At 54.2% G+C, this 10,666-nt stretch carries 14 protein-coding genes; 10 read left to right on the top strand and 4 right to left on the bottom strand.

Translation table 11 applies throughout. The features are described from left to right. Positions 1–682: 682 nt before the first annotated feature. Together QD336_RS24125 and QD336_RS24120 are read left to right on the top strand one after the other, a co-directional pair. A complete protein-coding gene (locus QD336_RS24125; RefSeq protein WP_269347887.1) occupies positions 683–988 on the top strand; it encodes a type II toxin-antitoxin system RelE/ParE family toxin in 306 nt (101 codons plus the stop codon). Then, positions 981–1,274: an addiction module antidote protein gene (locus QD336_RS24120; protein WP_499172442.1), complete on the top strand. Its 294-nt coding sequence runs from the start codon at positions 981–983 to the stop codon at positions 1,272–1,274. The genes QD336_RS24125 and QD336_RS24120 overlap by 8 nt, the downstream gene beginning before the upstream one ends. Positions 1,275–1,549: 275 nt before the next feature. Here the strand turns inward: QD336_RS24120 and QD336_RS24115 are convergent, their stop codons facing one another. Together QD336_RS24115 and QD336_RS24110 are read right to left on the bottom strand one after the other, a co-directional pair. Then, positions 1,550–2,392 (bottom strand): nucleotidyl transferase AbiEii/AbiGii toxin family protein, encoded by an 843-nt coding sequence (locus QD336_RS24115; protein ID WP_499172440.1) that lies wholly within the window; start codon positions 2,390–2,392, stop codon positions 1,550–1,552. Then, complete coding sequence (locus tag QD336_RS24110; protein ID WP_269347830.1) at positions 2,389–3,072, bottom strand: type IV toxin-antitoxin system AbiEi family antitoxin domain-containing protein; 684 nt, start codon at positions 3,070–3,072, stop codon at positions 2,389–2,391. Before QD336_RS24110 ends, QD336_RS24115 begins: the two co-directional genes overlap by 4 nt. 57 nt (positions 3,073–3,129) lie before the next feature. Here QD336_RS24110 and QD336_RS24105 point away from each other — a divergent pair, with 57 nt between their 5' ends. Beyond that, the gene (locus QD336_RS24105) at positions 3,130–3,708 is read left to right on the top strand and encodes an HVO_A0114 family putative DNA-binding protein (RefSeq protein ID WP_499172443.1); all 579 of its coding nucleotides are present in this window, start codon (positions 3,130–3,132) and stop codon (positions 3,706–3,708) included. 21 nt (positions 3,709–3,729) lie between these two features. Here the strand turns inward: QD336_RS24105 and QD336_RS24100 are convergent, their stop codons facing one another. Next, the gene (locus QD336_RS24100) at positions 3,730–4,950 is read right to left on the bottom strand and encodes an ATP-binding protein (RefSeq protein WP_499172439.1); all 1,221 of its coding nucleotides are present in this window, start codon (positions 4,948–4,950) and stop codon (positions 3,730–3,732) included. Positions 4,951–5,612: 662 nt separating this feature from the next. On the opposite strand from QD336_RS24100, the gene QD336_RS24095 reads away from it, so the two are divergent. The 7 genes from QD336_RS24095 (at position 5,613) to QD336_RS24065 (ending at position 9,763) form a co-directional block, all read left to right on the top strand. Continuing rightward, the gene (locus tag QD336_RS24095; RefSeq protein WP_499172438.1) at positions 5,613–5,912 is read left to right on the top strand and encodes a HigA family addiction module antitoxin; all 300 of its coding nucleotides are present in this window, start codon (positions 5,613–5,615) and stop codon (positions 5,910–5,912) included. 92 nt (positions 5,913–6,004) lie between these two features. Next, positions 6,005–6,373, top strand: coding sequence for an HVO_A0114 family putative DNA-binding protein (locus QD336_RS24090; RefSeq protein ID WP_499172437.1), 369 nt, complete (start codon positions 6,005–6,007; stop codon positions 6,371–6,373). A gap of 516 nt (positions 6,374–6,889) precedes the next feature. Next, positions 6,890–7,243 carry a helix-turn-helix transcriptional regulator gene (locus tag QD336_RS24085; RefSeq protein ID WP_131861679.1) on the top strand — a complete coding sequence of 118 codons (354 nt, stop codon included), beginning with the start codon at positions 6,890–6,892 and terminating at the stop codon, positions 7,241–7,243. A 611-nt stretch (positions 7,244–7,854) separates the two neighbouring features. Then, positions 7,855–8,205 carry an MbcA/ParS/Xre antitoxin family protein gene (locus QD336_RS24080; protein ID WP_269347874.1) on the top strand — a complete coding sequence of 117 codons (351 nt, stop codon included), beginning with the start codon at positions 7,855–7,857 and terminating at the stop codon, positions 8,203–8,205. Then, the gene (locus QD336_RS24075; RefSeq protein ID WP_269347872.1) at positions 8,198–8,710 is read left to right on the top strand and encodes an RES family NAD+ phosphorylase; all 513 of its coding nucleotides are present in this window, start codon (positions 8,198–8,200) and stop codon (positions 8,708–8,710) included. Before QD336_RS24080 ends, QD336_RS24075 begins: the two co-directional genes overlap by 8 nt. Before the next feature lie 479 nt (positions 8,711–9,189). After that, complete coding sequence (locus QD336_RS24070) at positions 9,190–9,510, top strand: hypothetical protein (protein WP_499172436.1); 321 nt, start codon at positions 9,190–9,192, stop codon at positions 9,508–9,510. A gap of 124 nt (positions 9,511–9,634) precedes the next feature. Next, a complete protein-coding gene (locus QD336_RS24065; protein WP_262567139.1) occupies positions 9,635–9,763 on the top strand; it encodes a hypothetical protein in 129 nt (42 codons plus the stop codon). 105 nt (positions 9,764–9,868) lie between these two features. On the opposite strand, the gene QD336_RS24060 is transcribed toward QD336_RS24065, so the two are convergent. After that, the gene (locus tag QD336_RS24060) at positions 9,869–10,498 is read right to left on the bottom strand and encodes a hypothetical protein (protein WP_499172435.1); all 630 of its coding nucleotides are present in this window, start codon (positions 10,496–10,498) and stop codon (positions 9,869–9,871) included. Between the last annotated feature and the right edge of the window lie 168 nt (positions 10,499–10,666).

Here is a 10,666-nt window from a genome sequence, read left to right as displayed (position 1 = left end):
ATTATAATAACAATATCATGATATTGTTATTATAATCGATCGCCATCAATTTTCATCACCTTTTCAGCCCACTTCACAATCAGATTCCATCTCGGCTCCACCAATAAATAATCCCTCCTTCATGCAAAACCCATATAAAATCACGTGGTTACAAGTAACCCAAATTCCCTGTCCGTAAAACAAGCAGAATCCGCCAATTAAACTCCCTGCCTCCTGCAGCAATGGTTCGCTTACAATATTTATATGTTTTAGCGCCATTTCGACATAAATTATATGTCTGGCGGCGGCTATCCCCCGCCTCAAATCAATGGCACGCGGCGATCAATCATTCACTCCAGCTGTAAGTGGTAATTTATTTCAAACATAAAGTATAAAAATAAAAATATATGTATTAAGAAAACAAATATTGGCAAAATATTCCAGATATAAATACCCTGCAGCGACCGCCAATCCAACCCTACCGCTCATCAAACATCTCTTCAGTTTCCGCATGAGCGTCGACTGCTGTCCCAGATTCGTCCAGCACAGCGCAAACCATTGTCCGCTCCATTCCCCACGGGAAGTAGAGCCTGCGCTGCCTGCTGCGTTCGAGGCGGACAAGCGTGGCCAGCTACGCTTTTTTAAGGCCACCAATTCTCCTCCAACCTTGCAATAGTGTAGTTTATAGACTACGGTGCATCTCATGATCGAGCTAAAGCAGACGGCGGTTTTCGCCAAATGGGAAACCCGTCTAAGGGACAAACGAGCGAGGACTGTCATTGCGGCGCGATTGATGCGGCTGGCTGAAGGCTTGCCGGGGGACGTCGAGCCGGTTGGGGAAGGCGTCAGTGAATTGCGAATACACTATGGCCCCGGCTATCGCGTCTACTTTCAGAGACGGGGCAATGTTCTCATCGTGCTTTTATGCGGGGGCGACAAAGGATCGCAAGCCCGTGATATTGCCGCCGCGCATAAACTCGCCAGGGAATGGAGCGAAAAAGATGACTGAAAAACTGACCACCTATGATCCTGCTGCCGCTTTGGTCGATGATGAAGAAATCGCCGCGTTCATGGCCGACGCCTTCGAAACCGGCGATGCTGCCTATGTTGCAAAGGCGCTCGGCATCGTCGCGCGTGCTAAAGGCATGACCGAAATCTCGCGCAAAACAGGCCTGTCTCGCGAACAGCTTTATCGATCGTTCAGCGAGCGCGGTAACCCAACGCTCAAAACGACGTTGGCCGTTATGAGAGCACTCGGTGTTGACGTGACCGCCAAGGCCCATGCCGCGCAATAATACGGTGGTCCGCATACGCGGCGGCAGAAACAAGCTACTGACAAAGCTTCCGCTCGCCTGAGCCTTCCGCATCGAGCGGCAGGATCAAGCGCGAAAGGTTCCCCTTTGGAGCCCCATCACGCCGTTATCGCGTTCCTGAATGACGCCCTCGTCAGCACGGATTCAGGTTACTGATAAATCCGTCAAATCAAAAAATACGAAAATATATAATTTATAAAACGTAACCCACGAAACAATTCGCCTGTCTTCTACGAACACAAGAATATCGGGAAACTTCAAAGCTTTTCCAGCTTGGCAAGAAAAAAACGATCACTCCAAAGATCCGTGGATTTAAGCTCAGCTGGACGAAGAAACCGTCGAACATCCCCGGCAGCCTCTTTCCAGTCGATACGTTTGATCGTTTCTGAAAGAGCCACTTTCAGCCAGGCAGCATCTACATGGACAGTCTCATCTCCGGCCCATGGACCAGCCTGCATCAGCGCATTGCGCAAAAGGTCCAGATTCGGCGAGACGCTGCGGGACATATACCAGGAGAAGTCAAACCAATCACGCCCCTTGAGAAAACCACGGCATAGCAGAGCGTGTATCTTGAGCGCAAAATTGGAGGGCAAATCCTGATGGCGGACCTCACAATCAGCCGGAAAATCAAGGTAGGTAGTTGCCTCACCCGATCCCGCAGGCGGATTAACGTCAATCTCAAGCTTGATACGAATTGTCTTGGGTCTACCTCTTCCCGCAAATGACAGATCCAGCTGGCTCGCGATGGAATCATCCTTGATAACAGCCTGCCGGATCGCCGTATCCATCCGCACCTTGGGATGTGCCTCCAATTCCAGCCCGAACTGGCTGACAACATCCGTCAGAACCTTGAGATAAGGAGACCAGTTGAAACCCGTGTCGGGAGCCCGCAGAAGAAAATCGAGGTCCTCGGAAAAACGCGGCAGACCATGAAGAATGCGAAGGCTTGTGCCGCCTTGAAAAAGAGCCACATCGAAAAAATCGCCCCGCCACAAAGCGTAGAGTACGACCTCCTGCAGTATCTCCTTGACGGCATTCTCTTCCTCTATGGCACTCTCCGCCGCGTATTGCCGAAGCTTCTCCCGGATAATCTCAATCATGCCCTGACCTCGAGATCATGCAGACGCCTGGAAGGCATCAGGGCGCCTTCCAGCGCCCGGAGAAAGGCATTCGCAGCCTTGTGCTTGTACACCGGCTTCAATGCCGTAAAATCCGTACGTCGCAATCCGAAAAGGGCATCTTCCTCGATCCTCATACCAATCGTCAGCCATTCAAGCCCGCTCCACTCCACCTTGCGAAGCGCTACCAGATCCATAAGTGCCCGAAGAGGTCGGGCAACGAACGCAATCGAGCCGTTGAGCGGAACACGGTCAACACTCGTCATGAACCGATAATCGTTGATCGCCAGAGGATGATAGCTGAAGGTCCCGAACCCGGGCGTCGAAAAATCCTGGCTTTTGCGTCCGGGTGAAACACTGGCGGTAACAAACACCGCCTCCGGAATCCATCCATGGAACGACAGTGCTGTTTCGAAAGAGATATAGCTGCCCGGCACGAGGTTTTGGGCGACGGCAAACGGATGAACCGGGTCACCTCGATAGCGTCGCGCCAGCACATAACAACCACGCTTCAGGCGGATGAGGGACCCGTCTTTCAAAGCGCGGTTGACAAGGCCATAACGGCGCGCGTCACTGCCGCCCAGCAACTCGGCGAGTTGCCGGTCATTCAGAAAACGATCAGCCAATCCGGCTGCAGAAATCTGGTCCACCAACGAAGACATAATTCTTGATACTTCCAATTTGTGAAAGTTTCAAGAATTTTTATAATTTTGCTACAGGTGCCGGAACCCGTTCCCGCCAGCACGCACCTGTTCAAGTATCGAGTGTTTTATGGCAAGGGTGGCAGGCGTATCGTCGGTTTCGACACGAACGCGGCAAAGGCGATCATCGTCATCTCGACGGCGCCGAGAGCATCCTTACCTGTTCACAACGACCAGTGCCCTCCTGTCCGATTTTCGGAAGGAGATAATCAAGAGGAGGCAGAAACCATGAGAGAAGCCTTGATACAAATCAGAGCAGACAGTGAGGTTGCCCTCGATGAAGCTTTTGACAGGGCAACCAGCGCCATGCGCTCAGGTAATCCCTCAGAGCCCGTGGCAGTCTTCACCTTCTCGTCGCCTGTACAGCTTTTTTCCATCATCACCCCCAAAAGGTGGGAATTGATTGAACATCTTCAGAAGATCGGCCCATCCAGCATACGCGGACTTGCCCGATCCGTCGAACGCGACGTCAAGCGTGTACATGAGGATGTGTCAGCGTTGTCGGATTGGGGTATCTTCGAACAAACCGAAGACGGAAAGGTTCACGTACCCTACGACGTGATCCACGCGAATTTCGACCTCGAAGCGACAGCCTGATCAGAGCGCTGATTGCTGCGCTCACCTCCACAAAACGGATAAAGGCGCGGCGGCTAACCTCTCGCCGAAGGGCACGAGATCAGAGCTGTCGTAAAGCACAACGCCATAGGAAAACCGATCCTTACACGCTTCGGCCAAGGTCCGCAGTCCAGCAAAATCGCTCGATTTCACCGTCGCGGACGCCTTGACCTCGATCCCGACGATCATGCCGTCGTCCCGTTCCAGGACGATATCCACCTCATGCATTTGTTGGTCACGAAAATGATATGGTGTCAGCCGCAGGTCGGACGCAGTCATGAGCTTCAGGACCTCGGCGAACACGAAGCTCTCCAGAAGCGCACCAAATACACCGCGGTCCGCCTTCACCCGATCAACGGTTAACCCACGCGCCGTAGCGAGGAGGCCGGAGTCGAGGAAATGCAGCTTCGGCGTTTTGGCGATCCGCTTCAGCACGTTCGTATACCAGGGTTGCAATGTCGAGACGAGAAAGACCTGCTCCAGTAGCGCGACATAGCGCTGTCCCGTTTTGTGACTGACGTTAATGCTGGAGCCGAACTGCGAATAATTGACCAATTGCCCGGAATGCTCCGCAAGCAGTCGAACGAATTTTGGCAGCTCGGTCAGCTTCTCGATCTCGGCAATGTCTCTGAGGTCGCGTGTCAGAACCGACGTCAGATACGATCTGGCCCAATCCTGCCGTCGCCGTTCGCTCTCACGGCTGATCGCCTCGGGAAAACCGCCAAACAGCACAAGTTTGACAAGATCATCACCGACAATCGCCTCACGGTCCCCATGCAGTTTCCCTGCAAACAGGCGCTCAAGGAAATTCGGCGCCTGGCCTGTTATTTCCGCGCGAGCCAGAGGGAGCATCCGAATGGTTTCCATCCGGCCCGCCAGACTGTCCGCAACCCGCGGCAACGTAAGCACATTCGCAGACCCGGTCAGGAGGAAACGGCCGGGCCGATAGTCTTCGTCAACCGTCTTCTTGATTGCCAGCAACAGATCAGGCGCGCGCTGAATCTCATCGATGATGGCACGATCGAGACCGCGAATGAAACCAACCGGATCGGACCGCGCGGCATCAAGCACCGTCTGGTCATCGAGTGTGATATAGCTCCGCCCAGCCTCACCCATCTTCCGCACAAGGGTGGTCTTGCCCGCCCGGCGTGGCCCCACGATCAGGACCACCGGGGTGTCTGAAAGGGCCTCCACCACCCGATTCTCAACCAGACGCTCAAACATATCCGTTTCCAATTCCTTGCCGATTGGAATTATCAATCATGATAATTGGAAGTCAATGCCTCACCAATTGGTAATGGAAGAGCTGAAATCAGCCATCCGTCGCGTCAGATCGGCTCGAGAACAACCGCAGCGACGCATGCGACAACAAACCCTGCCGCATTCAGGCATGCACATCATGTCCTCGCTCAGAACACGAGGGCAAAGTGCCAGATCGGCGCTCACGAAAATCGATCTAAATCCGCCGCTATGCCTGTCCGCGACTTACTGAAATCGCTGTCCCGTACTTACTGAAATCGGTGTCCGGGACTTCGTGAAACCCGCACTCCAAGAGCCGGGACACCTGGCTCTTGGAGATGCCCTACATGCCCATCGCCTTGACGAAGTCACGACGGATCGGGTCGAGACGCCCTGGATACAGGCCTCCTGGATCACCGCCGTCAGAGCCTTCTCGGCCATGTGGCGCGGTTCGGCCCATGGGTTTTGATCAATGAGGGTTCCCTTTTGGAGCCCCGTCACGCCGTTATAAGGAACACAACCTTTCCTTATAACAGTGCTTTATCTGAACGGAAGCCGGTGCGGAAAGCGTTGAAATTACCGGCCATCACTAAGCGATAACCTCATAGAAACAATCATGACAGTTCAGTTAGGGAGGCCCAGAGATCATGACAATCAGCAAATCCCCCGCGATCCATCCGGGCGAAATCCTGCGGGAACTCTATCTTGAACCACTGGATATGTCGCCATATGCCCTCGCAAGGCACCTCAACATTCCCGGAACACGCATAGAGCGGATTGTAACGGAAAAGCTCGGCATTACCGCTGACACTGCGCTGCGACTGGCAAAATTCTTCAAGACCACCCCTGAATACTGGCTGAATTTGCAAAACGCCTTCGACATCAAAAACGCCGTAGCCGTACTGGAGGCCGACCTTGCCAACATCAAGGAACTGGAAGCCGCATAATTTTCACCTCGCCACCACAAGTGGCGCTCACTCGCTGAAGTATGTCCACTGTTCGATTGTCGGAAAGAGATAATCAAGAGGAGGCAGAAACCATGAGAGAAGCCTTGATACAAATCAGAGCAGACAGTGAGGCTGCCCTCGATGAAGCTTTTGACAGGGCAACCAGCGCCATGCGCTCAGGTAATCCCTCAGAGCCCGTGGCAGTCTTCACCTTCTCGTCGCCTGCACAGCTTTTTTCTGTCATCACCCCCAAAAGGTGGGAGTTGATTGAACATCTCCAGAAGATCGGCCCATCCAGCATACGCGGACTTGCCCGATCCGTCGGACGTGACGTCAAGCGTGTACATGAGGATGTGTCCGCGTTGTCGGATTGGGGTATCTTCGAACAAACCGAAGACGGAAAGGTTCACGTACCCTACGACGTGATCCACGCGAATTTCGACCTCAGAGCGGCAGCCTGACAGGGACCATAACGCAAACCATCACCACCACTTCCAACCCTCGATTTTACCGCGGGAAGCCTCTCGGCTCCACAGATAAGGAAAGCGGATTATGACTGCGGTCTCGATCTCATCGAAACCGCTCATCGAACTGACTCTTCAGTTTCCGCATAGGCGTGTATCGGCTTCAATGCCGTGAAAATCCAGTCGCAAAATGTAATCTGCAAAACGGCCAAACGTCTTGCAAAAAATTCGCTATATGCTATTGGTTTTTGATGAAAAGGATAGCTTATAGCAAATCTTCTCTAAAGGTCCTCCGCCGGCTCCCAACGAACGAGTCCACGCGGATCACAGCCAAAATAGAGCAATATGCAAGCGATCCAAAATCTCTTGCCAACAATGTAAAAACACTGACTGGCTCACAATTCATTCGTTTACGCGTTGCCGACTGGCGCATCATTATGGACGACCAGGGAAATGTGCTGGAAGTCATAAAAATCGGGGCACGCGGCAGTATCTACGAATAGGAGGCAAATGATGCAAACCATAACCACTCCAAATGGGGAAACGCTCATTGTCCTTCCCCTGTCTGAATATGAAAGCCTTGTGGACAGGGCTGACGTCGCATCTGCTGAGAAGATCAAGACTGATATCGCCGCCGGGCATGACGAACTCGTTCCTGCCGTTGTCGTCAATCGTCTTCTTTCCGGCGACAACGCCGTAAAAGTCTGGCGCGAGCATCGAAGAATGACCGCCAAAGACCTCGCAACTAAAGTCTCGATAAGTGCGCCCTATCTGTCAGAGATTGAAAGCGGCAAAAAAGCCGGAAGCCTCACCGTCCTGCGAAAAATCGCTCAGACACTCAACGTCGATATAGACGACCTGGCGTGAGCATTGCATCGCTATCAGGCCGAGCAATTCTCACGCCAATGACACTTGACTCCCCTCGGCAACTGCCGGTCATTCCAAAAATGATCAGCCAATCCGGATGAAGAGGTCCGGTCTATCAACGATAGACATAATTCCTGACACTTCCAATTTCTGAAAGTTTCAGGAACTTTCCACGTTTATGGCATCCGGCCTGCGGAAATCCGATCCATCCAAACATGAACCTTTAAGCCAGCCGATTACCATTCAGGAACTTGTCGAGTTCAGCGGTCCGGGATCCGGATAACTGAACGTTCTCAGCAAACTCAGGCCATCGGTCTACGGCCGCTCTAGCCTGTTCTATAACTTCCCGGGCATCCTGATCCGAAATCGAGGCCCCTTTTGGAGACTGCCAGAAGATGAGACATGCCGGGTTTCTGCATTCGCCGGCTATTGCCGCGCTGTGCTCTCCACGTGGTCCCGACAAGAAAGTAAGATCACGCGCGGTCGGAACGGCGACGGCATCCGGCGTGGAGACATAGCGGCTTGCAGGATCAGGGACACTCAAACCTTGAATGCCAATGAATTTGACGCTATATTGCGTCAATATCCTCGTTTAATCAAAGGAGGCGCTCATGGCTCTCACACAATATGCTGACAAAGGGCTTTTCGCGCCAGGAAAAATCGCTGACGTTCTTCATACAACAAGCGACGATATCGCTCGCAGTGCGGGGTTGGGCAAAGATGCCGTACAGCGCAAGGAACGCATCAAGTCAGACAAAACCCAACGGCGACTGCGCGAAATGATCGAAGTCATCAACAAGGTTGAGGCCCGTTTCGGGTCCGCGCTCATGGCATATGCATGGTATCGCTCACAGCCTCTCTCGGGCTTTTCTGGCCACACAGCAATGCAGCTTGTTCGAGACGGGCGCGCTCACGAAGTACTCGAATACATCGACGCGATCGATGCTGGCGTGCATGCCTGACTACCTGAGGCACTACCAGGGCAAGCTCTACCGGGCGCTTAATCCCGTTTACGCCCGTGAGCCGCTCTCCGGACGAGGAGCCGAGCTTTACGGCGGCAGATTCAATCCAAAAGGTATGCCTGCCCTCTACACGTCAGTGACAGTCCTCACGGCACTGAAGGAAGCAAATCAGGCGGGCAGCTTACAGCCCACAACTCTCGTCTCCTGCGATGCGGACATTACACCGCTGTTTGACACGCGCGATGGCGCCCTGCTTCATGATCATGGTATTGAAGCTCAAACTCTCGGCACCGCGACCTGGCGAGACGACATGAATCTCTTCGGTGAAGCACCCACACAAGGTCTTGCCCGGGTTCTGAAAAACGAGGGCTTTTGCGGTTTGATCGTCAGGAGCTTTGCTCCGGGGGCGACTGATACCGACCTCAACATCGTTCTCTGGACATGGGGAGACACTCTCCCGCATCAGTTGATCCTGATCGATGATGAGCAGCGCCTGTCACGCTGAACAGGTCTGGAAACCGGTGTTGCAATCTCCGCAGCCGGCAAGAGGGCATCTGAAACGCCCCATTGTAATGGGTCAATCAGTCGGACACCCGTCGTAAATGCCCGCCAGAATGGGTCAATATATCCGACCTGACACCCGCACTGCGAGACGGCGAACACCAGGCCCGGCTTGCCGCTGTATTCGATGGCAGGAGCGAAGATGGCGGCGCGGAAACCAGCCTGGCGCCGCCTGCCCCGTTCTATGGCGTTGGCACGTTCCGCCGTCCGAGTGCAAAAAGCGTAAATCCATTACTTCCAGAACCTCCCTCAACACTATGATAAAAATACGAATAATTCAGAAACTTCTCAGTGGAAAAGCGCGCCTCGGTGTCCGCGCGCCGTGATGCATCGGCGTCACAGCCTGACGTCAACTTTGGCACCTGAAGTTCACCTCGAAGGTCTTCCATTGACGCCCGTCAGCCGACCCGGCAACCTCATGCCATGACCCTGACCAACAGTTTCATTGCCGAACTTGTCCACGACGCCAACAGGCTTGATCACCTCGACGACTATCAGAAGCGGCGTATGCTCGAACGGGCCGTCACAACAATCCGCGACATGCGCGAAACAATCGGTATTCCATCAGGACCCGGCCGTGACAGTCTCCTCGACATCCACACCGTTGCCCTCTCCGTCGAACGCGGATGGCGCAGCAATGAAGATATCCGGAACGCCCTGCTGCAGGCAGCCGGCATGATACGCGACCTGCATATCGTCCTCGACAGCAAAACCGAAATCAGCCTCGTCAAGCCAGCCAGTTGAGGGTCGACGCCATCTTCCGGCGGCCAAATGCCAGATCATACCGGCAACATTCAGCCTGCAAATATCAGGGTTTCGTTAACCATATCGAACCACCCTTCCCTCACAGCAACGATGGAGGTTGGCTATGGCTTACGACTGGAATCGCAATGAACGCGACGGCAGGTTCGATGAACTGGCGGCGGCTCTGATATTTTTCACTGTCGTCACCCTGCTTCTGGCATCCGCCTGTCTGGTGACGAGCCTTGCCGCATAGGCAGGGTGTATTTCGCTGTCTGGCCGTCGCGGGGCGCTGAAGGCCCGGCGACGATGTTTTTATCACAGACCGCTGCCGCGCCCTCTCAGCCTGCTCCAGCCTCGTTCAGACGGCGATCCTGTCCGTTTCCTCCTGAAACCGTCTCGCGCGCGTCTTCGGCCTCAGCAAACGGATACGCGATTGCGGTTCGATCACAGACCAGTGCGGCTGGATCAGTTCACGCAGCATCTTGCGCAGTTGCGGCCACGGGGTCTCCTCGTTGCGAAGCTCCGGATCATACATCACCAGCATGCAGTGAAGCTTGGCGGCAATGTCGTGGATGTAATAGGGCTGCAGCGAAATCAGGACACGCCCGGCAATGCCCTCGAACCGGGCGAGATCCTGCGCCTTTACAAGGCTTGCGCTGTAGCCGATACGGCGGTCTGCCGCTTTCCATGCCCGTCTCAGTCTCAGCAACTCCAGACGCGCGCTCTCGGCGGCGTCAGCACCAATCTGCGGCGCCAGCTCCCTGATCTCCTCGAAGGAGGACACAGTCCCGGGTGATGAACCACCATCATCGACGGCAATCACCACGGACGGACGACCGCCGGTCTCTTCCAGCAGTCGCGCTTCAAGCTCCCGGCATTCGCGCTCGGCAGCAAGGCGCTGCCGGTACATATCATACCAGTCCGGCCACAGCTCCCTGGCATGTACCGGTCCGGCAATGGTGCGCTTCGGAAGATCGTTGAGCAACATCGGAAGGATCCGTGCAGCCAGCGGCAAAAGATTGCGCCGGTTGATCACGCTTGGCAGGTTGTCGACAAACGTCTCGTTGGGGAATGCATTTGCGCACGAAATTTTAGGTAAAGTTCTGCTATTCTCAGAATCAGCCATGATCCAAGCTCCTGCTAGCTAGATTGTGGT

The sequence above is a fragment of the Rhizobium sp. BR 250 genome (assembly GCF_047445855.1).
GTDB lineage: Bacteria > Pseudomonadota > Alphaproteobacteria > Rhizobiales > Rhizobiaceae > Agrobacterium > Agrobacterium tumefaciens_I.
This window is presented reverse-complemented; position numbering and strand designations above follow the sequence as displayed.

Coding starts and splice junctions, on each gene's coding strand:
- QD336_RS24125 (WP_269347887.1), top strand. CDS start 683: ATGATCGAGCTAAAGCAGACGGCGGTTTTCGCCAAATGGGAAACCCGT.
- QD336_RS24120 (WP_499172442.1), top strand. CDS start 981: ATGACTGAAAAACTGACCACCTATGATCCTGCTGCCGCTTTGGTCGAT.
- QD336_RS24115 (WP_499172440.1), bottom strand. CDS start 2,392: ATGATTGAGATTATCCGGGAGAAGCTTCGGCAATACGCGGCGGAGAGT.
- QD336_RS24110 (WP_269347830.1), bottom strand. CDS start 3,072: ATGTCTTCGTTGGTGGACCAGATTTCTGCAGCCGGATTGGCTGATCGT.
- QD336_RS24100 (WP_499172439.1), bottom strand. CDS start 4,950: ATGTTTGAGCGTCTGGTTGAGAATCGGGTGGTGGAGGCCCTTTCAGAC.
- QD336_RS24095 (WP_499172438.1), top strand. CDS start 5,613: ATGACAATCAGCAAATCCCCCGCGATCCATCCGGGCGAAATCCTGCGG.
- QD336_RS24090 (WP_499172437.1), top strand. CDS start 6,005: ATGAGAGAAGCCTTGATACAAATCAGAGCAGACAGTGAGGCTGCCCTC.
- QD336_RS24085 (WP_131861679.1), top strand. CDS start 6,890: ATGCAAACCATAACCACTCCAAATGGGGAAACGCTCATTGTCCTTCCC.
- QD336_RS24080 (WP_269347874.1), top strand. CDS start 7,855: ATGGCTCTCACACAATATGCTGACAAAGGGCTTTTCGCGCCAGGAAAA.
- QD336_RS24075 (WP_269347872.1), top strand. CDS start 8,198: ATGCCTGACTACCTGAGGCACTACCAGGGCAAGCTCTACCGGGCGCTT.
- QD336_RS24070 (WP_499172436.1), top strand. CDS start 9,190: ATGACCCTGACCAACAGTTTCATTGCCGAACTTGTCCACGACGCCAAC.
- QD336_RS24065 (WP_262567139.1), top strand. CDS start 9,635: ATGGCTTACGACTGGAATCGCAATGAACGCGACGGCAGGTTCGATGAA.
- QD336_RS24060 (WP_499172435.1), bottom strand. CDS start 10,498: ATGTTGCTCAACGATCTTCCGAAGCGCACCATTGCCGGACCGGTACAT.